General features: G+C 53.0%; 21 protein-coding genes. 12 read left to right on the plus strand and 9 right to left on the minus strand.

What is annotated here, in order from left to right; translation table 11 throughout:
• Positions 1-40: 40 nt before the first annotated feature.
• Positions 41-865 (minus strand): alpha/beta fold hydrolase, encoded by an 825-nt coding sequence (locus VN12_RS04885; protein WP_146675771.1) that lies wholly within the window; start codon positions 863-865, stop codon positions 41-43.
• A gap of 167 nt (positions 866-1032) precedes the next feature.
• Positions 1033-1530 (minus strand): ferritin-like domain-containing protein, encoded by a 498-nt coding sequence (locus tag VN12_RS04890; protein ID WP_146675772.1) that lies wholly within the window; start codon positions 1528-1530, stop codon positions 1033-1035.
• A gap of 564 nt (positions 1531-2094) precedes the next feature.
• Between VN12_RS04890 and VN12_RS04895 the strand changes: the two genes are divergently transcribed.
• The gene (locus VN12_RS04895) at positions 2095-3297 is read left to right on the plus strand and encodes an NAD(P)/FAD-dependent oxidoreductase (RefSeq protein WP_146675773.1); all 1203 of its coding nucleotides are present in this window, start codon (positions 2095-2097) and stop codon (positions 3295-3297) included.
• A gap of 72 nt (positions 3298-3369) precedes the next feature.
• Positions 3370-4074 carry a DNA alkylation repair protein gene (locus tag VN12_RS04900; RefSeq protein WP_146675774.1) on the plus strand — a complete coding sequence of 235 codons (705 nt, stop codon included), beginning with the start codon at positions 3370-3372 and terminating at the stop codon, positions 4072-4074.
• Positions 4075-4207: 133 nt separating this feature from the next.
• Here VN12_RS04900 and VN12_RS04905 read toward each other — a convergent pair whose 3' ends face one another.
• The 3 genes from VN12_RS04905 to VN12_RS04915 all read right to left on the minus strand — a co-directional run bounded on the left by VN12_RS04905 (position 4208) and on the right by VN12_RS04915 (position 6356).
• Positions 4208-5263 carry an ADP-ribosylglycohydrolase family protein gene (locus VN12_RS04905; protein WP_146675775.1) on the minus strand — a complete coding sequence of 352 codons (1056 nt, stop codon included), beginning with the start codon at positions 5261-5263 and terminating at the stop codon, positions 4208-4210.
• Between the two features lie 186 nt (positions 5264-5449).
• Complete coding sequence (locus VN12_RS04910) at positions 5450-5866, minus strand: DUF1398 domain-containing protein (RefSeq protein WP_146675776.1); 417 nt, start codon at positions 5864-5866, stop codon at positions 5450-5452.
• 28 nt (positions 5867-5894) lie between these two features.
• A complete protein-coding gene (locus tag VN12_RS04915; RefSeq protein WP_146675777.1) occupies positions 5895-6356 on the minus strand; it encodes a MarR family winged helix-turn-helix transcriptional regulator in 462 nt (153 codons plus the stop codon).
• Between the two features lie 402 nt (positions 6357-6758).
• On the opposite strand from VN12_RS04915, the gene VN12_RS04920 reads away from it, so the two are divergent.
• The 5 genes from VN12_RS04920 to VN12_RS04940 all read left to right on the plus strand — a co-directional run bounded on the left by VN12_RS04920 (position 6759) and on the right by VN12_RS04940 (position 11561).
• Positions 6759-7688 (plus strand): DNA polymerase beta superfamily protein, encoded by a 930-nt coding sequence (locus VN12_RS04920; RefSeq protein ID WP_146675778.1) that lies wholly within the window; start codon positions 6759-6761, stop codon positions 7686-7688.
• Positions 7685-8500, plus strand: coding sequence for a DNA polymerase beta superfamily protein (locus tag VN12_RS04925; protein ID WP_146675779.1), 816 nt, complete (start codon positions 7685-7687; stop codon positions 8498-8500). Before VN12_RS04920 ends, VN12_RS04925 begins: the two co-directional genes overlap by 4 nt.
• A gap of 78 nt (positions 8501-8578) precedes the next feature.
• Positions 8579-9820: a hypothetical protein gene (locus VN12_RS04930; protein ID WP_146675780.1), complete on the plus strand. Its 1242-nt coding sequence runs from the start codon at positions 8579-8581 to the stop codon at positions 9818-9820.
• A 32-nt stretch (positions 9821-9852) separates the two neighbouring features.
• Positions 9853-10839 carry a hypothetical protein gene (locus tag VN12_RS04935; RefSeq protein ID WP_146675781.1) on the plus strand — a complete coding sequence of 329 codons (987 nt, stop codon included), beginning with the start codon at positions 9853-9855 and terminating at the stop codon, positions 10837-10839.
• A 119-nt stretch (positions 10840-10958) separates the two neighbouring features.
• A complete protein-coding gene (locus VN12_RS04940; protein WP_240491324.1) occupies positions 10959-11561 on the plus strand; it encodes a chemotaxis protein CheB in 603 nt (200 codons plus the stop codon).
• Between the two features lie 20 nt (positions 11562-11581).
• On the opposite strand, the gene VN12_RS04945 is transcribed toward VN12_RS04940, so the two are convergent.
• The 3 genes from VN12_RS04945 to VN12_RS04955 form a co-directional block, all read right to left on the minus strand.
• Entirely contained in the window at positions 11582-16522 is a 4941-nt protein-coding gene (locus VN12_RS04945; protein WP_168164227.1) for a PAS domain S-box protein, read from the minus strand.
• 870 nt (positions 16523-17392) lie between these two features.
• On the minus strand, positions 17393-20125 hold the full coding sequence (locus tag VN12_RS04950; protein ID WP_146675783.1) for a protein kinase domain-containing protein: 2733 nt from the start codon (positions 20123-20125) through the stop codon (positions 17393-17395).
• A gap of 93 nt (positions 20126-20218) precedes the next feature.
• A complete protein-coding gene (locus VN12_RS04955; protein ID WP_146675784.1) occupies positions 20219-20857 on the minus strand; it encodes a sigma-70 family RNA polymerase sigma factor in 639 nt (212 codons plus the stop codon).
• Between the two features lie 276 nt (positions 20858-21133).
• Here VN12_RS04955 and VN12_RS04960 point away from each other — a divergent pair, with 276 nt between their 5' ends.
• The 5 genes from VN12_RS04960 (at position 21134) to VN12_RS04980 (ending at position 25812) form a co-directional block, all read left to right on the plus strand.
• Positions 21134-21769 (plus strand): M17 family peptidase N-terminal domain-containing protein, encoded by a 636-nt coding sequence (locus VN12_RS04960; protein WP_146675785.1) that lies wholly within the window; start codon positions 21134-21136, stop codon positions 21767-21769.
• Between the two features lie 104 nt (positions 21770-21873).
• Positions 21874-22704, plus strand: coding sequence for an alpha/beta fold hydrolase (locus tag VN12_RS04965; RefSeq protein WP_146675786.1), 831 nt, complete (start codon positions 21874-21876; stop codon positions 22702-22704).
• Positions 22705-22758: 54 nt separating this feature from the next.
• Positions 22759-23391, plus strand: coding sequence for an isochorismate family cysteine hydrolase YcaC (gene ycaC / locus VN12_RS04970; RefSeq protein ID WP_146675787.1), 633 nt, complete (start codon positions 22759-22761; stop codon positions 23389-23391).
• Positions 23392-23398: 7 nt separating this feature from the next.
• Positions 23399-23959, plus strand: a complete 561-nt coding sequence (locus VN12_RS04975) for an antibiotic biosynthesis monooxygenase (protein ID WP_146675788.1) — start codon at positions 23399-23401, stop codon at positions 23957-23959.
• 71 nt (positions 23960-24030) lie between these two features.
• A complete protein-coding gene (locus tag VN12_RS04980) occupies positions 24031-25812 on the plus strand; it encodes an amidohydrolase (RefSeq protein ID WP_146675789.1) in 1782 nt (593 codons plus the stop codon).
• A gap of 222 nt (positions 25813-26034) precedes the next feature.
• Here VN12_RS04980 and VN12_RS04985 read toward each other — a convergent pair whose 3' ends face one another.
• Positions 26035-26793: a DUF4142 domain-containing protein gene (locus VN12_RS04985; protein ID WP_146675790.1), complete on the minus strand. Its 759-nt coding sequence runs from the start codon at positions 26791-26793 to the stop codon at positions 26035-26037.
• Between the last annotated feature and the right edge of the window lie 106 nt (positions 26794-26899).

The raw sequence follows: 26899 nt of genomic DNA on the forward strand, positions 1-26899 counted from the left end.
TGGTTATTGCCCCAGAGGGAACCCATAATACACGAACAGTTCAAACCCTCTCACGAACCGCTGCCTCGACAAACGCCATGACTCGTCGATTGAAGTGGTCGGCGTGACTCACGTTGATTCCATGAGGACCGCCCGGGATCACTTCAAGCTCCGAGTGTCGAATCGCAGCATGCGTCAGCTGCCCCGAACCTTTGAAAGGAACGACTGCATCCGAATCCCCATGAATGACTAACGCAGGCACAGTCACCTCCGCCAGATCCTCTCGAAAGTCGGTCGTCGCAAAAGACTTCATACAGGAAATTGCAGCCGCCTGATCGCACTGTTTGCAAAGTGCAATGGCCTTTTGAATTTCGCTTTCCTCGACAACAACCTCTCCGGAGACCTCGTAGAACTTATTCACAAAGCTCTCGAAATAGCGGTCGCGGTCCGCTTGCAACGCCGACAACTTTTCCTCGGCGGTGGCTCGGTCCAAGGGACCAGCGGGATTATCAGGTGATTTCGCCATGTAAGGAGTCACGGCTGCAGCGAACACCAGCCCTTGCAACCGATCCTCGCCATGACGGGACACATAACGAGCTACCTCTCCACCCCCCATCGAGAATCCGAGCAAAACGACTTGTTCCAGTCCGAGATCGACGAGAACCTGTTCCAAGTCGTCTGCTAGGGTATCGTAATCGTACGGTCCCTCACCCTTTTTAGAGGAGCCGAATCCTCGACGATCGTAGGCCACAGCACGCAGGCCTGCTTTTCGGAAAGCATCGAACTGGTGTTGAAAGGCTTCGTGCGAAAGTGGGAAACCATGGATCATGACGATCGGGGTCCCGGCCCCACCACTATCTTTGACGTGAAGTTGGATGCGTTTCATAGCGTAGATGGTCCAATCGTGGCGTTAGGGCTTGGAATATTCTGAAGACAAGTCCGGTGCGGGCCAACCTCGAAATGAATCGAGCTCGTGCCCGCGACCGGACCGTCGTGATTGCCTGACCTTGCAAATGGGTCCGCACGAGACGCCGGCGGACGAAGGTGTACGGATTAGGCATTCGCCATGGCCATGAAATTCAGCCGTCGTTCAGCGAGCCTTGTCAAGGATTGATTGCACAACCCTTCTTCATTGAGCGTCTCCTGAAGTAGGTCAGCGTCCGCTTGGCGACCAAGCTTTTCTGCGTAAGCCCGTGCGGTCCCATAACCAGCCATCTCGTAATGCTCGACGCGCTGCGCCGCAGCGACCAAGGCGGCATCCAACACATTGCTGTCGGCGTCTCCCTCCAAAAGACTCTCCCCTTCCTTAATCAACCCTTCCATCCCGGCGCATTTATGCCCGCCAGGTTGGTAATCCATTCCTGAGAAGATGCTTTCCAGGCGTTTGACGTGATTCTTCGTTTGCTTGAGATGGTCCGCCAATGCCGCCTTGAGATCGCTGTCCGTAGCTGCCTTCTCCATCCGTGGCAACGCTTGTAGCAGTTGGTTTTCGGCGCTGTAGAGATCTTTGAGTTCGTGTACGTACAGTTTTTCTAAGGAATCGAGTCTCATGACCAAAGCTCCGTCAGGCTAATAGGGAAGGTGAATTCGTCGGTCGACTCGAGCACCCCACCGATTGCGAAAGCCGCAATGCGTTGGTCTCAAGGCAACTACCTCGATTCCATTCGCAAACCGTGTGCCGATCGCTCCTGCGTCCAAGCGGTTCGGATGCTTTCGCGTTGGCGATCAAGACGGCAATAGACATAGCACGCGAAATCACACCAGGGAACAACACTATCGCCTGGTGGCGCGCGATCCAATTGATCTACTATCTACCTGGGTGATCGCTGAGAGTACAGCTGATCGCCCTGCATCCGAAACCGGCCACTCTCCGCTGGGCAATCGATGGAGAGCCGTGTTAAGTCCGTCTGATCCCATGCAAATGCAAGCATCGATCTCGCATGGTATGCGTGAATGTCTCAGGAAGCTGGATGCAGCATCTGGTTTCTTGATTCCAACAACGGTTGGCGGTATGGGGCATCTTGGCTCGTGGCACGCCGCCTGCTTTAGACGCGCACACGGCGTAAGCGTTCGGATCGATTCGATAGCAAGTGGACAGATAAGAAAGGGAGCCGCGTGAAACTGACCTCAGACTTTCCGTTTTGGTTGCTGAAAAACGGAATGATGCATACCTACCCATCACTCACGCATGATATTCACTGCGAAGTACTCATCGTGGGTGGTGGTATCACAGGTGCGATTCTTATGGATCATCTGTCGTCCGCAGGATTGGACGTAACGATGGTGGATCGCCGTGACATTTGCAGTGGCAGTACCTCGGCCAGCACAGCCCTGTTGCAGTACGAGATCGATGTGTCGCTAACGGACATGAAGGCACTGATCGGTGAGCAGCGCGCGGCGCGTGCGTATGAGTTATCCCATCAGTCGATCGACAGACTGGAACAAATCGCGAACTCCCTCGATGTGGACGTGGGCTTCGCACGCCGTACGAGTGTCTACTTCGCGGACAATCGGGCGTCCGCATTGAAACTCGCCCACGAGGCTCGTGCGAGGAAATCCATCGGCTTGGATGCTGTCTACCATGACAAGACGTCCACCCGAGAACGATTTGGATTGGACGGTGAAGCGGCACTCTCCAGCCAACAAGCAGCCTCCTGCGATCCCTACCGCCTAAGCCATGCCCTGATCCATCGATCCGTTCAACGCGGTAGTCGAGTGTTTGACCGCACTGAAATCGTTAGCCGCAAAAACATTGGCAGCGAGACGGAGCTCCTAACACGCGAAAAGGTCAAAATTCAGGCAAAGCACGTCGTCTATGCAAACGGGTATGAGTCCAAGACGATGATTCGCGAGCCAATCGTCAATCTCGACAACACGTACGCTCTTGTTTCGGAACCGATCCTGGACACTGCCCCTTGGAGTAAAGATTGGATTTTTTGGGAGGCGAAAGAGCCCTATCTCTATTTGCGAATCACCGACGACAATCGTCTGTTGGTGGGGGGAGAGGATGATGAATTCCATAGCCCTTCGAGGCGCGACAAATCGATCCCAAAAAAAGTCGCGATCATCGAAAAGAAGGTTTGTGCACTATTCCCCAAATGGAAATGGAAGACTGACTACTGCTGGGCGGGAACGTTTGGTAAAACCAAGGATGGTCTCGCCTACATTGGTCGCACCGATGAAATCCCGAACGCTTGGATGGCCTTGTGCTTCGGAGGGAACGGTATCACATTTAGCGCCATTGCTGCCACGATGATGGTGGAGTTCCTGCAACATGGCGACTCCCCCGATGCGGACTTGTTTGCGTTCGGACGCTAGTTCGTCCTGCCGATTTCGAATCCACGCCCCAATTCACCGAATGGCCTGCATCCATTTTTGAGAGAAGCCCCCATGACATCGACGGAAATTGTCGCGGAACTAAAGCGATTGGGAAACGAGGGGACGGCTCGCGTGCTACGAAATCATGGAGCTCATGATCCATGCCTCGGAGTGAAAATTGGTGACTTGAAGCCAATACAAAAGCGTCTCAAAAAGAATTACTCGTTATCTCTGGAGCTTTACGGAACCGGAATTTACGACGCGATGTATCTCGCTGGATTGATCGCGGACCCGGAACAGATGACGAAGACAGACTTGACCGGCTGGGTCGCATCCGCGTCCAATCCGATCGCGAGCTACGTTGTCGGTCCAATCGCGGCTGGTAGTCCAGCAGGCTGGTCCCTCGCCCTATCCTGGATCCAGTCGAAGAAGGAAATCGAGAACATTGCAGGTTGGTCAACACTCTCCGCCATCGCCAGTATCTGTCCGGATGAGAAACTCGACCTCGATGAATACCAACGTTTACTCGCAGATGTCGAAGGGAAAATTTCTCAGACAAAAGACGCAGTGCGCTACCAAATGAATTCGTTTGTGATCGCTGTGGGAAGCTATATCCGTTCACTCACCGAAACAGCTATGGAGACAGGAAATCGAATCGGTGTGTTGACAGTCGAAATGGGTAACACCGACTGCAATGTTCCGTTTGCACCGGACTACATTCGGAAAGTGGAGGCTCGCGGAGCGATCGGAAAGAAACGCAAAACTGCCATGTGCTAACTTCTCGTCAAGAAAACGGTGGTACTTTCCAATCGGAGATGAACTCGTCTCCGAGATCAGAGGTTATGCAGTTCCCAGGGATCGAGATTTTACTCGGTCCCATTCTCTTTCTACCCTACGCGTTTCTACCTTACTAATAAGGAGGGGCGAGACGTCGAAAACCGTGGCAGAGTACGATCGCCAGGAATAGCAGATTTCGCATGAGCACCATCCCAGGATTGGCGCGGGGTGCACGTCCGGGCTGTGGAACTGGCCACGAATGGGCAAGATTTCTTCCGAGCGCCTCCATCCAACGAACAGTTCGAGGGCATTCCCAAATGCCCGTGAGCCACTCAGCAGGAATTCCTTCCTTTCCAACGCGTGCTCCCACAATTCCGCCAACAATTGCGGCGGTCGTGTCCGCATCGCCACCACAGGCGATGGCCTCGCTCACCGCCTTGTGAAAGTCGTTGGGAAACGAGAGCCAACAATGGATGGCAACCGGTACGGTGTGATAGGTGTAACCAGAAACTCCGCGTCCCAAACCAAGTCCTTGCGCGAAGGATAGAGTCGATTCGTGCTGTGCCACAGATCGGATGGTGGATCGAAGGATCTCCACCCATTCGGTTGCTTCGCGAGGCAACGACTGGGAAACCAGTTCAAGCCACCGTTCCGCTTGGACGTTTTCACATCGCGACGATTCGCGCGCAGCTAGTGCCACCGCGATAGCTCCATATTCCGCTTTGGGATCCGAATGCGTTATCAGCGATGACGCTCGAACAAATTCAAGCAATTGCGACACATCGTCCATCGTCGCACCCAGTATGGGAGCACGCATGGCCGGGCCGTTACCAGCCGAATAGACCCCTGATTTAGATGGGCGGATTCCCAACCACAACTTGATGCAACTGCGCGCCGTCGCTTTCCCAACGCCCGCGGGCAATGCCAAGATCCACCAGCGCAGTCGGGAAGCAAATCGCCTCGAAAAGGCTTCCACATGGCCGCCGGATTCGATGAGAGATTGTGACACCATGCATGTATGCTCGGTATCGTCCGAGATCATTCCGCGGCCAAGCAGGAATCGATAACGGACTGCGGGCCCTAACAGCTTCGAAGCGCGAGTCGGCGACATTCCTTCATAGGGCAAGCCCAGGGCATCGCCCACTGCGGTGCCTAGGATACACCCAACGATTGCTTTCTCGCTCGCCATGACGAAATTGGTCTACCTCGCTTCAAGACTCTCACTGCACCCGTTGGAATTCTATCCGTTTTTAGAACGCGCCGTGCACCGCAGCGCATTCTCGTCGGCTCCCCACCGTGCCCCTCGGTACGCCAAATCCCCGCGAACCGCACTGGCTGCGAACGACCAATACACGCTGTCCCAATAGCTGACGCCCTAAAGCGTGGCTTCGATTGGAGCGGTCGGGAAGGTTTCGACGTGACAATCACCTTCGCGGCCGAAATAAACAACGCGACGCCCGGTGATTTGCACGAAGTACCCAACGCACCCTGCCTCCGACGTTTTCCGCAAAAAGTCCAGGTAGGTGTGTTCATTTCTCTGACTCTGGCGTACCGCAGATTCCACCTCTGCACCCGAGAAAGTCTTGGCAATCGGGTACCAAGGATGTGGCATGCTGACCACATACGACTCGCTGTCTGACAAGTAATAGGTTGTTTCTCGCCGAACATAGTCAGCGTGGTACCGTTCGACACCCATCGATGCGAGCTTCCCCACAATCTCGGGGAAAGTCAGCACTCCATTCAAAGAACCGAAGGCACATTCTTGGAGGATCTCAATCAGTTGGCAATCCATAGGTAGTCCTTTCCATCGAAACCACGTCTCATTCAATAGGTAAATCTTTCCAACCATTCTTGCGAACGATGCCTTCCAGTGTGCTTACCAGGATGCGACGTTCGTCCGCTCGGAGATGACCGAAAAAATGTCGATCGTTCTCGTCAGCGAGCTTCGCTAATATCGGGACAAGTCGCTTACCGGCCGACGTTAGACCGATCGTCTGAGAGCGTCGGTCGTCATCCGATAACTCGCGAACCAGAAGTTTTTTCTGACAAAGGCGTTCGGCCAGCTTCGAAACCGCCCCCCTCGTCATGCCTATGCTTTCCGCAATCTGACTTGGTTTCGCTTCGCCAACGTCGAATAAAACACGAAGCAGAACCCACTCCGCAACAGTAACGCCCTGCTCTTCCACCTTTACCGCGAAAGCATGCGACACGTGACTGGATACATACCGCAACCAATATCCCAAGTGATCATTCAGCTCCGATGGCCTCTTCTTCGGTGTCATACACGCTCCATTTGTTTCCTAGGAAACTATACACACCAAACGGCGGCCGTCAACAGCTTCTTCAACAGCGCCGTCGGCAATGCTTGGAGCTGTGAGTACGGGCGACACTTTCCTCTGCGCCACCCTTCCCTCTAAGCCATTCCCACGGAGATTCTTGAAGAGCGACGAACGTTGACATCGAACCAGTAGACTGGGAAACTAGTCCTCGAGGGAGGAGTGCAGGGGGGAGCGGTGACTCTTCCGTTTAAATCCTAATCGAGAATTCAAACACCCAAGGAATGAGGGGCGCAAAAATGCTTGCCAGGCGATGGAGCGTCCCGCCCATCTCTCGTTTTGATTCCTGGCTGCATACTTCCACTCCGCCGATGCAAGGAAGAAGAGGGAACAGGAGAAACCCAAGTCGTGACGGAATCACACATCATTTCGGTAGGCACCCAAGTTGTCATCCTGAAAGACACTTACCAGTCGAATCACCGAGTTGCGCATCCGGCTGGCTCCGTTGGCGTCATTATTCGATTACCTGTCGATAGATCGCATGCCTATCGAGTCAAATTCAATGACGGCTTTGAAGCGGCCATCCATCACGACCAGTTGGTGCGTTTATCCGAATTCAAGCGAGATCAGGCCGTAGGAAGCGTGGATTGTTCGAGAACCGATCTTCAGAATCGGATCATCTACCGTTGCGTCATAGGATCGAGAGCCTACGGATTGGAGGACGAACAATCCGATACGGACCGCCGCGGCATTTTCCTACCCACGGCACAGATGCACTGGTCACTCTTTGGCGTCCCTGAACAATTGGAGAACGACGAGACTCAGGAGGCTTATTGGGAGATCGAAAAGTTCATCGTCCTCGCGCTCAAAGCGAACCCGAACGTATTGGAATGCCTCTACTCTCCCATCATTGAATTTGCGACACCCTTGGCCATGGAACTGATCGCTATGCGTGAATCATTCCTGTCCAAACTGGTCTTTCAGACGTACTCGGGATATGTAGCCTCCCAGTTCAAGAAAATGCAGTCGGATATTCGTAATCAAGGTCGCGTCAAGTGGAAGCATGTGATGCACTTGATCCGGTTATTGAACTCGGGGATCGACATATTGAACGAAAAAAAGGTTGCCGTTCAGGTCGGTGAGAATCGCGAGCGATTGCTATCGATTAAGAGGGGTGAAGTCCCCTTCGAGGACATAGAAGCCTGGCGAAGACGACTACAGCTAGATTTCGAACAAGCCTTCCAGCAAACAACACTACCGGATCGTCCCGACTACGAACGAGCCAATGCGTTCTTGATCCGAGCGAGGGAGCGTGCCCTGCAGAAAGAACTACCATGATCGATTACGAGAAGATGATGACCCACGTGAGGTCGCATCCATTTCCACTTGTTTTTGCCACAATCAGCGGCGCCCATCTGTACGGGTTTCCCTCGCCTGATTCGGACTTCGATCTTCGGGGTGTCCACCTGCTACCCCTTGAGAAAGTAATCGGTTTGAATCAAGGTCCAGCGACAATCGAGAAAGAGGGAGTTTACGACGGCCTCGAGATCGACCTCGTCACGCATGATGCGGCAAAGTTCTTCGGTTTGATGCTCAAGCGGAATGGCTACGTCCTGGAACAGCTTCTTTCGCCCTTGGTTATCTACACGACACCCGTTCACGAAGAACTGAAGAAGTTGGCCTTAGCCTGCCTCACTCGGCATCACGCGCACCACTATCTTGGTTTTGCAGCCACCCAGTGGAGACTCTTCCAGAAAGAATCTCCACCGAGAGTAAAGCCGTTGCTGTATACGTTTCGAGTACTCTTAACTGGAATTCATCTGATGAGGACCGGAGAACTCGAAGCGAACCTCTGCAGTCTCAACGAATCTGCCAAGCTGAGCTATCTCGACGAACTGACCGATCGAAAACGTACTGGGGCAGAGAAAGGCGTCCTCGATTCTTTTGACCTCGCTTTTTTTCAACGTGAATATGAACGGCTCACGAGGGATTTAGAACAATCCTACGCGGAATCATCGTTGCCCAACGCTCCAACCTGTCGCGAGGCGATCCATGACCTGCTTGTACGATTACGGCTAGGGGAAGCTCGCTCGGCGGGCTACCTGGAGTCGTCCGTGCAAGCGCCGGGTTGCAAGAGGAGCGACGAATAATCGAATCATCGATCCCCTGAGCACAGATGCCCTCATGGGTTTCGAATTGTGCGCCGGGTTTTCGGATTGATTGACTCCTTGCTTCCAAATATCGTGAAGCATCGCGATGGAAGATGGCTTGGGCGAGCATTGAGTATTCTTGACTCGATCGATGCTTTTCGAGGTGGCGACCAAGATCTAGCGCTGCAGGTTGGAGACACTCTACCTCCGGCAGAGAAACTTTGGGACAATCATTGCATGGATATTTCACACCTAACACTTAGTACATGCCTAGCGGAAGCTGGGGTTTCCAAAATTGTGTATGCCCTCGTAATGCCTGAGACCGAGGCGACCATCGATGCCATTCTCGGTGATCGTTCATCGGCCGAGCGAGAGGGTTATCGCAGCGCATTTCGCGAAGCGTGGACGCAGAAGCAAGATCGGGTTCACGAGTCCTTCTTCGATCTCTGGCTCGCTTGGACGAAACCCATTGTTCAACTCAACTCGCAGCAGTTCCCCCATCGCTATCCCATCTCGGGTGCTAGCGAGGGACTACGCGAGGCGATTCATGCTTACGGCGTGCAGGCTCGACTGGAGGGCTTTGAGCCAGCGATCCACGTCTTTGAGGGAGAATACGAGGGGTACGCTGCCTACGCTCGGGCGGCTGGAATTGGACTGAAGACGCACCGTAGGTCTCAGTGGCGTCAGGCGATCGACGAAACCAAGGCAACAGATCAGTGGTATCTGAGTCAACCCTCCGGAATCGACGGCAATGTTTGGGACGATTGCGACTCATTCGTTGGCGAACTGGCCGATCGGGTTCCAAACGCCCAGATCATGCTCGATCTTTCTTATGTCGGTTGCGTCGCACGCGGTTTTCAGGTCTTCGCGGACTCCCCCAACATCGCAGCCGTTTTTTTCTCACTCAGCAAACCAGCCGGGATGTATTACCACCGAATCGGAGGCATGTGGTCACGCAAAGAATATCCTGGTCTGTTCGGAAACAAGTGGTTTAAAAACGTCTCTTCTCTGTTGATCGGCAGCGCCTTCATGTCGCGGTATGGGGTGCAGGAGCTGCCCAGACGGTATGCCCCGCAGCAGCAGATCGCAGTCGATTCACTCCGACAACAGCTTGGTCTAAATTTGCGACCTGCAGATATCCTACTGCTGGCGATTGGGGAGCCCAGCAAACCTCCTTCCGATTTAGAACGATTCTTGCTTCGCGGCCCCGGAGAAGAAGCTCTTGTCCGCGTTTGCTTGACGGCCAAGATGGCTCATCAAATCGATCCACGCCTTTCGCCTCATGTTCAAGCTCGCCATTATGAAAAGTGGACCAGCTAGATTCCAGACTTTGGCCTAAGACCTCCCAAGCAATGCGAAACGTCATTCCCCTGCCAAATTCCCGAGACTGTAGTCGTTACATTCGCGAACAACTGCTGCAGACAGAAATGTTGCGTGATTCTTACGACGAAGGGGGGCTGATTGCCCAGTTGATTCAACGCTTCACTCGGAGACCACGCTTCTTTTACGAACCATCCGAGGAGTACGTCGAAGTCGTTGACTCGGAAGGTGTGGTGCACCGAGAGTTCGTCGAAGCGCCCCATTTTTCGCCTTGGTGGGGTGGGATTCAGTTGAGGACATACGATAACGCGTTGGTACAAGACTTGTATTACCTGCACGAGATCTGCCATGCGGCAACCATGCCCTACGGTCCGGATCTCGTTCACATATGCACCGATCCAGTCACTTTCAAGAACAAGATTCGCGACAACGAACACGAGGCGAGCACACTATCGGAAATGACCATCTATTGCGAGTTCCCACAACTGCGAGCGATGTCATTTCAACACGAGATTTTCGTGGATCGCTTTTTGTTTCCGTCACAAGACAAATCGCAGGTCAACGCAACGTTGATTCAGCGATGGCGCGACGAGCCCGAAATAGTGGAGAAGGAACTGATGTACGCTCGCGCCGCGGTATTGACGGCTCCCAACGTGGATGAGTCGGATCTTGCGGCATTCTGGCTGAAACGTTTTTACTCTCAGGGAAAGGCTTGGACAAACATTTGGACCAACCCCAAAGGAGAGTATGTCGACATCCCCCTCGGTGGTCGCTTTCGGGAAGTTGAACGCGCTATGGTTCGGTTTCGCGAGGACTGCGTCACCCAAGGCCGATCGGTTGCATTGCAGCGTCACCTGAACTGGTTACAGAGCCTATCCATAACGACCGGTACCGAGATTCCGTTCTACCCGGAGGCGAGAGCGTTCTGTGAAAGTTATCTTCGACACAAGATTCTCTACTTCCGCAGCCTGCAACGACACGGAACAACGACGGAGGTACACCGCAAAGAAAGCCGTTGACTTTCATCGAGTAGACCGCGAAAACCAGCCTCAGGGGTGCCGTTCGATCCGTTTTCGCTAGAATGTCGATTTCAGCCCCCAAACCATTCCATCGAGCTCGGTGCGATCGCGAGTAAGCCATGACTATGGACGACATTCCCCACTTCAACGACCGGCTTTTGGTTGCGATTGGCGCGTCGGCAGGTGGCCTGAGGGAGATTGTCACGATCGTCGAATCGTTGCCCACTTGGTTCGCCGGAACGCTGGTCGTTGCGACTCACCGTGATCCTCGCTCGCCGAATATCCTCGCGGAGATTCTCGCGAAACGGGCAAGCATTCGTGTCGATGAACCCACAGACGAAGCACAATTGGAATGCACTACGATCTATGTTGGCAAAGCCAACGAGCGTGTCGAAGTCGACCAAGAGGAATTTAGTGTCGAAACGGATTCATCCAGCTATGCCCGACTCCACCGCATCGACGATCTATTCACCTCGGTGGCGAAAAGCGCCGGCAAGGACGCGGTCGGAGTGATCTTGTCCGGTATGTTGTCGGACGGGGTCGAAGGATTGAAAGCGATTAATGATGCCGGTGGGTATTGCATCGTCCAATCACCTGCCGATGCCGATTTTCCGTCGATGCCAACCAATGCTTTATCGCATGTCGACGTCGATTTCGTCGGAACCGCGCAGGAAATAGCGAGCTTTATCATGGAGATCTCGCTAGGACGCAATTGTTCGTAGTCCTCGCAACGGCCTCGTAATCACGCGTCGCTCGTACGACGCTTTAACTCGTGAGCGACGATTGCCGTGAGCTGGGCGAAATTGACAGGCTTACTGAGATAGTTGTTAAAACCGATTTTGATTAGTCGCTCTTTAGTTCCCTTCATGGCATCTGCCGTAAGGGCGATGACGGGGGTCTTAAACCCTCGCTTTCGAATCTCTAACACGGCTTCCTCTCCCGACATGACGGGCATTTGCACGTCCATCAATACGAGTTCGAATGGGCGCCCTTCGGCCTTGGCTTTCTCGATAAACTCAATTGCCTGTTGACCGTTCTCTGCAGCGGTGATCGAACAACCGGCGCGTTTCAAGACATGCTCGGCAATATACCGCACGTCTCGCATATCGTCTGCGATCAGAATCCTTGCGTCTAACTTCGTCTCCGATGCAGTCTCTGCGGATTCGATCGCTTCTTCCCGTTCAAACTTCAATGACCCGGAACTTACATCCGTGTATTCTCCGACCTGTCCGACGGGCAAAGTTACCGTGAAGATGCTCCCCACTCCCAGCTGGCTTTCGACAGAGATCTGTCCTCCCATAGCATCGAGAAGCCTTTGTGTGATGCTCAACCCTAGGCCAGTACCGCCGTATCGGTGATAAATTTGGTCGGACGCTTGGGAGAATGGTTGGAAGAGTTGCTGTTGCTGATCTTCTGAAATGCCAATACCGTTATCTTCCACTTCGAATCGGATGGTTTCATTGTCAACCATCGAAACTCGGACTTCGACTATGCCCTCGGGGGCAAATTTTAATGCGTTTGCGATGAGGTTGATCAATATTTGACGAAGTCGTGCTCCATCGGTTTGTATGGTCTTGGGCAATTTACCTTGAAAAACAAATCTCAATTCATTCTTGTATTCCCGAGTTCGTATCTGCATCAACCGATCGACTTCAGCCAGAGCTGCAGTCAACTCGACAACACTGCAATCGATCTTCATTTTGCCCGCTTCGATGCGAGACAAATCCAATACATCATTCAATAGCCGAAGTAGATAATGTCCATTTCGTCCAATCGCTTCTAATTTCTCTCTGGCGGCTTGATGATCGAATTCCTGACTAAGTATTTCAGTAAACCCCAAAATAGCAGCCAGTGGTGTGCGTAACTCGTGACTCATGTTCGCCAAGAACTGGCTCTTGGCCAGACTAGCGGAATTCGCTAGATCGCGTGCCTCCCGCAATTCTTTTTCGACGGATAAACGATCGCTGATATCGATGAACGTCACGACCGCTCCCAATGTCACTTCATTGATCCGAATGACATGGCTCCAATATTGAACCGGGATGGAGCTCCCATCTTTACGCCAAAAGACCTCGCTAAATTGGGACGTACGCTCTTCATCATGGAGACATCGGTAAATCGGACAGTCTTCGAGCGGGTAAGCTGATCCATCTGACTTCGTATGGTGAATCAGATCGTGCATATTCTTCCCGATCAGCTCCTCGGGCGATGGGTAACCGAGAAGCTCCGCTGCCGCAGGATTGCAAAAAGTACAATTGCCATTTAGATCGACGCCGTAAATGCCCTCCGCCGTCGAATCCAACAAAGCGCGGATGGTCTGCTCACTGGTCTCGACCGCCCTTTGAAATTCGATCTGTTCCGTTACGTCGTTTTGGACACCGACGAAATGAGTCACTCTGCCGCGCGCGTCTTCCACAGGCGAGATATTCAATTCATTCCAAAACCTGCGCCCATCTTTGCGATAATTCAACAACCTGGCTTTCGCTGACTTTCCGTCCCGAATCGCCTCACGAATTTTCTGAACCGATTCCGCACTCGTATCTGCCCCTTGCAGGAACCGGCAATTGCGTCCCCGAGCCTCGCTGAGCGTGTAGCCCGTCATGCGGCTAAAGCCTGGATTAACGAATGTGATTGGATTGTCGGGCAGCGTAACATCCGTAATGACGATCCCATTCTCAACGCGATCGATTGCACTTTCCAGTAGTCGCCGATGCGATTCGGCCTCCAACCGCGAGGTGATATCCCTCGCTTGACAGTAAAGATATGCCTCGCCGTTGAGAACCACGTACGTCAACGAAACTTCTACGGGATAGCTGGACCCATTTTTGCGAATGTGTCGCGATTCGAAAATCTGCCCCCCCTCTTTTTGTGCTGTCTCAAAGTGATTTTGGTACTTCGTCAATTCGAACTCGCGGTCGAATCGAGCGGCGGGCAATCCCTCGAGGTCCTGAGCGGTATAACCGAGCTTCTCAGCAAGCGATGAATTGCAATACGCGATTCTCCCTTCGCTATCCGTAAGTATCTGCGCATCGTAGGACGCATCGCACATGTACTTAAAGCGAGCCAAGTCGGCCGTGGCCTTCGCCAGAGGCTGAACATTGATGAATGCGACCACAACGCCCAGGATTCCATTTTGCGTCCAGTATGGCAGAGCCCGTACGAGATAGGCGTCGCCATCCAGTTTGATGTCCCACTCCCGTTCTGCACGCTTGGACTTGACCTCCTCCAGTCTGGTCATGAATTGCTTGTCACCGATTCGCTCTAGGAAACTGGCAAAACTGCGACCAATATCGTGTGGCTCCATGTAAAACATCCGCCCGACCGCTGGGGTGTAACGACGGATATAAAAGTCACTATCGAGAAAAACGACGCCCACTCGCGTGCTGGCCAACAGATTATTCATGTCGGCATTCGCTTGATCCAATTCCGTTAAACGACGCTGATGCTCCGCATTGACGGTGTATAGCTCCTCGTTGACGCTATGCAATTCTTCGTTAGTGCTTTGCAATTCCTCATTGGCTGCAACCATCTCTTCGTTCGTGGCCTGCAGCTCTTCATTCGAAGTCTCCAGTTCCTCAATGGTGGCCTGCAAATTCTGACGGCTGTAGTCGAGATCGCGTTCCAACGATTCGATGCGACTTTGGTTCATATCGCTGACCAAGACGTCCTGCACTGGTATCGGAGCATCTCCCGCTTCCTTGGGAGGCTTGCGTTCGCTTTCGAACTGCACGAGCAAGCACGACGATTTGGTGGCTTGAATGGTCATGGGTGTCACGACCATCTGTACTAAACAAGGAGTTTCGGACGTAGGATGCTCGATTCCCTGGTAACGCACGGATGTGTTGTCACGCTGAGCATGTCGCATCGCACCCGCCAAAGTCGGCTTCATTGAAGGATGAATTTGATCCAGCAGATTCGACGAAGGACGCCCGGCCACGACGCGTAAAAAACTCTCAGCGCCCGGAAAAACATGCAAGATTTCAAATCGATCATCCACCACGACGCTGGGGGGCATAAATCGCCGCAACAGTTCGTCATAGAGCGGCGGCAAAAGATCTCGCGCGTCGACTCGTGCAGGTTCACGGTTCATACCCCGATTCACCTGCGGCATGATCAAGCCACTTGAATTCAGTGGCATGCGAAGATCAACGGGTAATCGGATATCACGACGTTTGCGATAAATCTTCCAGTGAGGGTCAACGGGCTCGAACTCGTCGCTGATGTCACCCGGCGATTCGCTCGGCCCCAAAAACAGAATACCACCCAATTTCAAAGCAAAATGGAACAAAGAAAGCGTTTTTCGTTGAGCTGGCGGCTGAAGGTAAATCAGCATATTGCGACAGCTCACCATGTCCATTTGTGTGAACGGAGGATCCGTTAGCACATTGTGCGGAGCGAAAACAATGGTTCGCCGGAGCTCCGACGTCACCATGTATCCATCTTCTCTCGCGACAAAATACCTTTCACGAAGCTCTGGCGAAACTTCCTCCAGCGAGGACTTGGGGTAGATCGCAGTTGCCGCGAATTGCAACGAACGCTTGTGCGCATCGGTCGCAAAAATCTTGAATTCAACGCTCTTGTCGGCCCGTGCAATAGCTTCCGACAGCAGGATCGCCAACGAATAGGCTTCTTCGCCGGTTGCACAAGCGCAAACCCAAATTCGAATCACTCCGTTTTTGGAGTTTTCGATCAACTCCGGAATGATCGATTGGTTGACCAACTGAAAAGCATCGCGATCGCGAAAGAACTTGGTCACGCCAATCAATAAGTCTTTGTACAGCTCGTCAAGCTCATTGCTGTCCTCGAGCAACAGCTGCACATACTCTTCCAAATTCTTTCGATTGGTATGTTCAATGCGACGTTGTACCCGCCGTCCGACGGTTCCAGACTTGTACAACGAAAAATCGATCTTGTGCGCCCGCTGCAGCAGCTGAAAGACTCGTGTCAAGCCATCCGATTCGATCTCGGTGGACTCGAGCAACGGGTCGATTCGCGTCGCAGGAAGCCCGTGATCGCAAAAACTCTTCAACGCGGCACCAATCTCCTCCGGAGCCAGCACCATTCGAACTCGCCCTGTATCACAAGCATTCGTGGGCATCGCATCGAAACTGCACGTTGCCGGGTCTTGCGCAATGGTCAATCCGCCTTGTTCGTCGATCTCTATGACGCCGCGCGAACCGTCGCTACCTGTACCGCTCAAGATAACGGCTGCCGTCAGACTTCCGACATCCTGCGCCAACGAACGCAGGAACTGATCGATGGGATGGGACAAAACCTTTTCGGAAGCGCGTTCGGTCAGCAAAAGCTTCCCATTGCTGACCACCATCTCCTTCTTCGTTGGCAGGAGATAAATGGTGTTTGGCTGAATGACCTCGCCGTCCGTAACGACCTTCACAGGGATGCTGGTCACCCTCGACAACAATTTGTCCATGTGGCTCTTGAAGTCGGGCGAAAGATGCTGCACGATGACAAACGCCATCCCGGTATCGCCCGGCATAACGGAAAACATCCGCTCCAATGCATCAAGACCACCAGCAGAAGCCCCCACTCCCACGATGATTGACTTCTTGTAGGGCCGCTCGCTCGCTGTCGAATCGACTTCGACCGACGCCCGTCCTCTCGAATCGCCCATAGACGGTTCAATAGCATCAGACGTCACATTCCTGGGTGGATCTTCTTTCATTCCGAAATTCTTGGCCTGTCGTTTTCTCGATCTTCGCATTGCCTGGAACAGTCGATCCGGCCGTGCTAATGGACTGCGACAACGGTGTGTCTTGTTGAACTTCTTGGCATGCTCGACACGAGGTTGAGACTGTGGCTACCGCGAACGAAAGGTGATCTAAGGCTTTCGGTAGCCCCATTGTAGCAATGCGTACTTACACTTGGAAAGTCGCGATGGTCTCGGCAAGTTACGCAAATCATGTTCCATCTATATCATGCACCAGCGAATTTATTTATCAGGGCCGCAGTCAACCAGCAAAGTTTGACTCGTCGTTACAACCTTCCTCCCTGGCACGATCTCGCTCTCGCATAAAACACGCGAATGACTCCCCCCTCCCCCTTGCAGTGACTTACCCATTCCGTAGAGAGCCGATGAAAAAGGAGAAGCTCCAACCCTCCCATGGGGACGCCGACGCTCTATTGCTATCTCATCCTGCACGTAAATAAGTTCGTACACTATTGTAGACCCCGAACTCTCCTTTCCTTCCTGGGCACCATAAAAAGCAAACGGGATGGACTCGCGAGAAAGTTTAACGAGGCGAGAAATCTCAACTGACTCATGGCTCCTCGCGGCTTACCGGACTCAGAAAGGAAACAAGGTGAAGCCCTGCTCCTTGAAGCACCTATGTGGTCGATGATCGCTCACCTCCCCGAGCAATCCTGTTTTAAGAATTGCTGCAATCGTCCTGCTCCGCCGTGCGACTCCTGGGTTATTGATCCGTTTTGGAGCTCTGGAACGCAATCGAGTGATCGATCAACCCCCAATTTCCCTCTTTGAATCCTCGCACGACATCACAAACGGAATGTCCGAGACTGCCACCCCTCCGATTCATTACCGATCGCATTGGTGCAGTTCCGTTGCCTCGCGTAGAAGAATGGCAAAGAGCCAAGCCTCTCGGTTCCAAACGATTTTTTGCCGGTTCATTTCTTCCTCCGCGATCCGCAGTCTCTCCTTGGACTCACCAGGCTGATTCAACTGAAATAGTGACATCGACAGCAACAAGTCGGGTCCAGGCCGGAGAACATGTTGGGTGTCCCCCTGCAACAACGAGATAGCTTCCTCAAAGCGTCCCCTGCGATACTCGCTCAACGCCTTTGCGAAATGAATGAAGGGCCTTGCCCACTCTTGCTCCTCGGACAAACTAGCTAACGAATGATCGATCCGTTCGGACGCTCGGTTGGTAATCTCCAATGAACGCGGCTTTAACAAGCACGCGCGTGCCAGTCGTTCCAATACCAGCGAATCGGTTGAATCACCGAAGCGATTCCACATCCGTTCGCAGGCACCTTGATACTTCTCGTCATGCCCTAAATAGAGATACAGTTCTGCGATACCATCGACGTCTTCGTGAGTCGATTCGGGATCCATCAGAGTCGATTCCCAGACAATGGCTGCCTCCTCCAACCGACCAAGCTTTATCAACGTAATGCGAAGTCCGTTTCGTGCATCGTGATAGTTCAGGTCGAGGTCAATGGCTTTCCGCAAGTGCTCTAACGACTCCTCGAGTTTGCCTGAATTTGCGAGCGCGATTCCAAGACGGTACTCGGCCCAACTATGCGTGGGTTCCAGTTCGATCGTCCGCTGGAAATGAAAACTAGCTTCTTGGAGACGTTGCAATCGCTCGTACGACATTCCCAGATTGAAATGCACCAATGCTGCATTGGGACGTATTGCCAAGGCCGCCAAATTGTGGCCCATAGCGGATACGGGATCGTCGGAAAAATGCTGATGAGCCAATTCGAAGTTGAGCCAGAAATCGTCAGGGTAGCTGCGGTGAACGCGTTGCAGATACTCTTTCGGATCACCACCTAATCGACGCCAGCGTGTTCCCATGGCGACCAACAGAGCAATCGGTTGTTTTGAAAGCTCCGCAGATTCCGCCAGCGATTTGAGATGCTCGATATCTGCCCACTTGCTTTGATCGCGAACTTCATCCCGCCAGGGGTCGGGATCTGCACGGCGTGACACCTGGAGGATCCAATCCCTGGTCGTTGCATCGGAACAAGCAGCCCAATCGTCCAGTGCGGCGATCAATGCGAAGCTAACTGTCGATTGTCGAACTCTTTGAGCAACTTCGTCGACGTTTGCATCGCGCTCTCCAATACTCCATCTCCTAAAAGCGTCTGAATACCGGCGGCATGATTCTTCGTAGTCGATACCACCTCCCTGAGTGAATGTTCCTCGACTCATCCGTATCTCGTCTAGTCGCTCAGCCAGATCCAGTTCACTCTGCGCTTGGTGAATTCGACGGCGAAGTGCATCCGAGCCACCGTCAGGCATTCGACCAAGAATGGCGCGGGCCTCCGTGAATCTTCCTTCTTGCTCCACACGATTCACGAACTCCAGCCGCTGCTCCCAACGCTCAAATTCGGCCGCTAATTGCTTCGCGGAACTATACTCGCGCATCCCAAAAACGATGGCAAGCAATACCAAGCCAGCGGCCGTTGTGGCCAATCCTGTAACAGCGGGATTGCGTCGAATCCAACGAAGCGCGCGTTCGAGATGAGTCACCGGACGAGCGAGGATCGGTTCATTTCGAAGGAATCTCCGGAGATCGGATGCCAAGGCCTCGGCAGACGCGTAGCGATTCTTGGGTTGCTTGCTCAAACACTTGAGACAAATCGTCTCCAAATCGCGAGGTACGCTGGTGTTGATTCGAGACGGTGGAACAGGATCAACCTGAATCAACTGCCGCTGGGTTTCGACAGCCGATTCTGCTCGGAATGGAGGACGCCCCGTCAGCATTTCGTATAAGACGGCTCCCAATGCATAGACATCGACAGAGGGACCAACGGAATCAGACCCGCCGAGAACTTGCTCCGGCGCCATATAGCTAGGGGTTCCCAACGGAGTACCGCTTAGTGTTAAAGGCTGATCGCATTCGACATGTCGAGCCAAACCAAAATCCGCAATTTTGAGACACCCGTCCCGCGTAATCAGAATATTCGCGGGCTTGATATCGCGATGGATGATCCCCTTGGCGTGCGCAGACTGGATTGCGTCCGCCAAAATCCGCACCATATCGGCCGCCTTGCTTGATGCCTGGGGTGCGCCTTGTAGATGCTCCGATAAACTCCCTCCCTCTACCAACTCCATGGTGAAGAAAGGACGCCCCTCCACATCACCTACGTCATGGACCTGTACGATATGCGGACAATGCAACTCTGCGATCGCTTGTGACTCGCGGGCAAATCGCGTCAACTCACTTTCCGTCGCGAATTGCCCGGCGCGAAGCATCTTCAGCGCGACGACTCGATTGAGCTTCAGGTGACGCGCCTTATAGACCACGCCCATGCCACCGATTCCTAGCACGCTTTCGACTTCATATCCATCAATGGTTGGAAGCCGCTGACGGTGAATAGCTTCTCGACTAGTAGTGGTCGGTTTGGACGCTTCCGAACTCGGGAATAGACCATCAAGCTGCTGTTCAACTCTCCTCAGCTGCTTCAATCGCCGACGCACCTCAGGCAAGAGTTCCGGACTTTCCTTGCACGCCTCAGCGGGGTCGCAATGCGTCTCGAGGATCAACTCTAGTAGTCGCGTGACCTGTTCTTGTTTTCGCATCTCATCAGGTCGACTAAAGTCATCAAATAGTTAGGTAACATGGCAAACACGATGCTCTCCGATTTCTGCGTACCTACCGTCTTCTTCCGTCGTCTATCGCTCTTCTTCCATGTTGCTGGTACCAAAGTCAAGATCCTCCAGTGACTCGGTCAACAAAAGTAAACTCCGATTCAACCGGCGTTGAATCGTCTTTACCGATACGTCTAGGATCTCTGCAGCCTCCGATTGCGTGACATTCTGAATGCGAATCAAACTGAAAACCTCTCTTTCCTCTTCAGGAAGCTCGTCAATGGCCTGCAGCATCCTCCGAGCGCTTTGACTCAGCTCACTGCCGCTACTTTCTGGGGCTACCGCGAGCGACTCCATCAACTGCACGTCCGGATCGTCTCTATCTAAGCGTCGAGCAAGGTCATTCAATTCCCATCGCATATGTTGGTTCGCTAATGCGAAAAACTGACGCACACCAGCTGGTCGAGCGTTTCGCATCGCCTTCATCAAGCGTTCGACGACCGAGCTAAGTAGCTCCTCAACCTGAAGATTCAGCGGAGCTTGCGTTAGTCGAGGATAGCGTTGATACAGTACCGTTGCACAAAGAAGATGCAGCCTCCCAACCGCGCGCTCCAACAGCTCGCGAACCATCGCATCTTGTGGAATCTCCGAAGGCCATTCGGCCAAACGAGCAACATACTCTCGAACGATTGCGGTCGTATTTCCTTCATCATAGGACAGCATAACTAACTCCATCGGTGCGGGACGGGCGTTTTCGCAATCGCTTCTGCCATCGATTCCAATTCTAGCAGCATCGTCGACAAAAGTCAGTGTCCTACCTCAACGCTTAGTTGGACGTCGGCAGGTGAATGGGATCAGTCCCAGTCCTTACGCACTTCATCAACGAAGGGGAATATCTTGTTTCAAAGTCGATACGCAACAATTTTGGTCGTTCTAGCGGCGTCCAACTGGCTCCCATCCATTACGCATTCGCAAGAGAGTCTCCCTTCGGAGACCAGAATGGATAGTCCTAGTGGCCTGCCCATCGTTGTACGCATGCAAGGCCCTTACGATGCGGACGTCCCTCTGCAAATCGTCTGCTACTTTATGGAGACGCCGAACGCGAAATCCAAGCTCTTTGGTGCTCCCGTAGAACTGGACACGCGACTTGGTGGAATCATCACTTCACTGCGTCAGCGCGTGGAGTTCAAAGGCGACGCATTGGAGACAATGCTTCTCGAGCCTCCCGTAGGCTCGATCAAGCCGAAAAAACTACTCCTAATCGGCCTCGGTGGTGAGGCGGACTTAACGTTAGATCGGATGGAAGCGGTTGGACGCACAGCACTTCGCGAAGCTGTACGAATCGGTGCGACGCAAGTTGCTTTTGCGCCCCTCATCAAGGATGCAGGGAACGATTCGTTGCCTGCAGGCGATGTTGAAAACGCTGTCATACGAGGCGTTCTGCTGGCGTACGACACCCAAGTCCGTTTGCACAATCAAGGATTTGCACCCGAGCTCAAATTGAATACGTGGATCGTCGAGGCTGGGCCGACCTACTACGAAGAAACGATCGCGGGAGTCAAGCAGGCGTTGAAAGAGTCGCAGCAGCTCATCGATCAACGTGCGACTGGGGCCTACTCTACCCTTAGTAAATAAATGTTTGAGGAAACCCCGGGACGCACGGAGGTACGGCGATTGCGATCGGGGCGATTGCAGCAATTCATGTCTCTATAAGACCGACCGAACCAGTGAGGAATCCAATGCCTACAGTGACTACGAACGATGGAGCCAGCCTATACTACAAGGACTGGGGAAGCGGTCAGCCCCTGGTGTTCAGTCACGGTTGGCCCCTCAGCAGCGACGCTTGGGACGAGCATATGCTTTACTTTGCTTCGCGCGGCTATCGTTGCATCGCACACGACCGGCGCGGTCACGGACTTTCCACCCAGACTTGGCACGGAAACGACATGAATACGTACGCGGATGATCTAGCGACGATCATGGATGTCCTAAACATCCGCAACGCCGTCCACGTGGGACATTCTACCGGTGGTGGTGAAGTCGCTCGCTACATCGCAAGGCATGGAACCGAACGTGTTTCAGGAGCAGTGCTCATCGGTGCTGTCACACCCGTGATGCTCCAATCAGAGACCAATCCCAAAGGAGTCCCAATGGATGTCTTCGATACGCTGCGTGCGAACCTCTTAAAGGATCGCTCACAACTTTTCAAAGACTTTTGTGGTCCCTTTTTCGGTACCAACCGCACCGGTTCCTCTGTCTCAAAGGGAGCAGTAGACGCATTTTGGCTTTTAGGAATGCAGGCAGGCCTGAAGAACCTTTACGACTGTATTGCGGCCTTCTCTCAGACGGACCAAACCGATGATCTCAAGAAAATGGACATCCCAACTTTGATCGTTCATGGCGATGACGATCAAGTGGTTCCGATCGATGTTACCGCTCGTGTGGCCGTTAAACTTATTCCGAACGCGACTCTCCAAGTCTATCCAGGAGCACCTCACGCACTGACATCCACCCATCGTGACCAACTCAACGCAGATGTTCTCGCATTTGTCCAAAGCATAAAGGATTAAAAGTTATCGTCTTTATCGTGATTTCCAACTCTCACAAACGAAGGTACCAAGACCATGTCAAAACCGTACAAGAAGCTTTCCAAGGACGACGCCGTCCTTTTGTTGGTCGATCACCAATCAGGCCTGATCTCGCTCGTTCAAGACTTTTCGCCAGACGATTTCAAAAACAGTGTGATCGCCTTGGCGGACATTGGTCGGTTTTTTCAACTGCCAACGATTCTTACCACCAGTTTTGACGAAGGGCCAAATGGACCACTCGTACCGGAACTGGTTGAACGCTTCCCGGACGCTCCTTTCATTCATCGTCCTGGGCAGATCAACGCTTGGGACAATGAGGATTTTGTTAAAGCGATTCAGGCGACGGGGCGAAAGCAACTCATTATCGCAGGCGTTGTAACAGACGTGTGCGTCGCATTTCCTGCCCTCTCGGCCATCGAAGCGGGTTATGACGTTTTCGTCGTAACCGACGCCTCAGGTACCTTCAATACCACCGTTCAACAAGCAGCCTGGCAACGCATGTCAGCCGCTGGCGTCCAACTGATGAACTGGTTCTCGGTTGCTTGCGAATTGCATCGGGATTGGCGCAACGACATGCAAGGACTCGGAACACTGCTGTCCAATCACTTGCCGAACTATCGAAACCTGATGACCAGCTTCAATATGCTGCAGGATGCAAAAAAGGCGTAGCTCGCAAATGCCCGTTTCCCAATCTCATTCGAACGACTCGCCAATCCATCTCGCGATCACTCTTCGTGTTCGCGAGGGAAGAGAGTCCGAATTTGCGGCGGCGCTGTCACAGTTCGCGCGTCGTTCCCTCGAACATCGAGGTACGACAGGGGTACATTTGATTTATCCAGTGCCCGGAACCGGCTGCCGCGACTTTGGAGTGCTTCGATCCTTCGAGAGCGAAAGGTATAGCGAGGAGTTCTACCATTCGGACATGTATCAACAATACAAATCGGAAACGGCACACCTTGTCGAAGAGGCGCCGAGCATTCGGCGACTCGAAGGGCTTGAATCGTTTCTTCGTAACGATGGGAGACCTTCACCCGTTCGCTGGAAAATGGCAGTAATCACTTATTTGGGTGTCGTACCGTCCGTCATCTTCTGGTCCAGCACATTGAGGCCCCTTCTTGGAGCGTATCACTGGCTGCTCGGTGTGTTAACAATCAATGCGGCCGTCGTTGCAACGCTCGCTTGGGTAATGATGCCTGCGCTCACCAAGCTGTTTCGCAATTGGTTGCATCGCGTCTAGTTGCGATCTCTTTACGTTTTCCCGCAAACTCCCACAAGCGTGTAGAACCCTACATGCAACGAGGCATTCCCATGTCCATTCAAACGGTCTTGTACAACGGCCGAATTACGACTCAAGACTTGAACAAACCCGAAGTTTCCGCCATGGCAGTGTCCGATGGTCATATCGCAGCCATTGGATCGGATGATGAGATAAAGCGTCTAGCTGACGCATCGACGCAGCTTATCGATCTCGATAACCGTCGTGTCATTCCCGGTCTCAATGACTCCCATCTCCATGTTATCCGAGCGGGGTTGTTCGCGAACCTTGAACTTCGGTGGGATGGTACACCGACGCTGACTCAAGCACTCCGACAATTGAAGGAGCAAGCGAGACGCACTCCCCCTCCCCAATGGGTTCGGGTTATCGGCGGTTGGAATGAGTTTCAATTTGCCGAGGGACGCATGCCCACGTTTCAAGAGCTGAACGATGCGGCCCCGGATACCCCAGTCTTTTTGCTCCACCTTTATGACTCGGCCATGCTGAACAAGGCCGCAATTCGAGCGCTAGGCATGGGTCAACATACCCCGAACCCGCCGGGAGGATTGATCGCCAAGGATCAACGCGGTAACCCCACGGGTTTGCTGATCGCCGAGCCGAATGCACTCATCCTCTATTCAACGATCGCCAATGCACCCAAATTATCCTTCGAAGATCAGCTGAATTCCACCAGACACTTCATGCGGGAATTGAATCGGTTCGGTGTAACAAGTGTCTCGGACGCAGGTGGTGGCGGACAAAACTACCCGAGCGACTATGCAGTTGTCAATCAACTTGAAAAAGAAGGTCACCTCACCTTGCGTATCGCCTACAGCCTCTTTGCGCAGAAGCCGGGCGAAGAGTTGAATGACTACCTCCGATGGCTTGGCATGACAAGACCTGGTCAAGGCTCCGATTTGCTGCGAGTCAACGGAGCTGGAGAGAATCTCGCTTGGAGCGCTGCGGACTTTGAGAATTTCCTCCAGCCTCGCCCCGATTTGAAACCCATCATGGAGAGCGAATTGGAAGCAATCGTTATGAAGCTGGCCGAAGCCAAATGGCCTTGGAGAATTCACGCAACCTACGATGAATCGATCGACCGGTTTCTTACCATTTTCGAGCGAGTCCACCGTGAGCACCCGATCGATCAACTACGCTGGTTTATCGACCATGCTGAAACAGTTTCCGATCGAAACCTGGAACGGATTCAACGTCTCGGTGGCGGGATCGCCATTCAACACCGCATGGCCTACCAAGGCGAATACTTCATTCGCCGATACGGGGTCGAGCAAGTGAAGCAACTCCCTCCCATTCGAAAGATGCTCAAAATGGGTATACCCGTTGGTGCTGGTACCGACGGCACTCGAGTCGCCAGCTACCATCCATGGACTTGCTTATGGTGGATGGTGACAGGCCAAACGGTTGGAGGCACCGTCATGCACGATTCGGAGGATTGCATGACCCGCGAAGAAGCTCTGAAACTCTACACGCACGGCAGCGCATGGTTCAGCAACGAAGATGACCGAAAAGGAACACTATCGGTCGGCAAGTTTGCGGACCTAGCTGTACTGTCCGAAGACTACTTTACCGTAGAGCCCGACGGGATTCGGAGCATCGAAAGCGTTCTTACCATGGTGGGTGGAAAAGCAGTTTATGCAAATGGGCACTACGCACATCTGGCTCCCGACCTACCCCCTATCAGTCCCGATTGGTCGCCCGTCCATTTCTATGGGGGTTACGATAACAGCCTTACGACTCCTCCGCAGCACAACCATAAAACAATCATGGCGGCAGATGGACGAGCATGGACTACGTCCTGTGGCTGCGGTACCTAGAACCGAACTTGTTCGTTGTGCGTTGCACTGCACCTATGCTTTGCCCGGCTCTCATGAAAACAAGATACTTCTCCAGTAACTGCAGTCCTTCTCATGCCCCCCGGATCGCCCGGTAATTCGCAGTGAGAAAAAAAACAATTAAGCCGCGCGCATGTCCTCTATCACACAGGTGATTGAGTTCGACCTCATGCTCGCGGCTCAACAAATGAAGCGTCAAATCGATTACGACTTCGAGTCGCTATCCTTCTCAATCTGCTTTGCGAGTTGCTTGCATTTCTCAAGATGCTCTTGAACCTTGTTACGAGCTTCTTTTGCGAACTCGTTGAGCTCTTTGGGTCCATCGCTCTCGATCGCCTTCAACTCAGCAAGCATCATCGTGTGCGCGACACATTGCTGACCAAGAAAAGCCATGTTGAAATCGTTCCCTTCATACTGGGTCAGCATTTCCTTCGTCATCGCGAGCGAGTTCTCGCATGCCTTCTCTGCAATTTTGCAAAGCTCATGTGGCACCAAGGCTACGGAGCTTCCGGCCACGCGTGGCGTGTCCTGCTGTTGTGGCTGCCCAATCCCTTGCTGAAGCTTCTGGACGCACTCTTGATGGTCTTTAACAAGGGTTTCGGCTAATTTCTTGACATCTTGATTGTCAGATTTTTCCAGTGCGAGTTTCGCAAGTTGAATCTCTGCTTCATTCGCTTTCTGCAGCTTTTGAACAATAGCATCCTTAACCGTCATCGCTTGCTGGTCGCTGCGGTTGCGACGCGTTTCGTCACGACCTACCTGGCCGGGCCGTTGATTGGCGGGTGTGCCGGGCTGTACTTGGCCTTGCCCTGGCGTTTGGACAGGAGGCTGGCCATCGTTGGAACGCCTTTGTTGAATGGGAACGTCCCGCTGTCCGGAGGCAGGTTGCTGCCCGTTGGCAATCGATAGGCCTGAGAGTGTACTAATCGCAAGGCAAGCAAAGCTGAAACGAAACTTAGACATCGCAGTAACTCCTGAATGTCGGGTGAAGAAAAGATGGCAACCACTCGGTCGCCATATGGAATAATCGATGGTGCATCTACCGTTCCCAAAAACAGAGTATTTGGGA

The sequence above is a fragment of the Pirellula sp. SH-Sr6A genome (assembly GCF_001610875.1).
Classification (GTDB): Bacteria; Planctomycetota; Planctomycetia; order Pirellulales; family Pirellulaceae; genus JBKCUI01.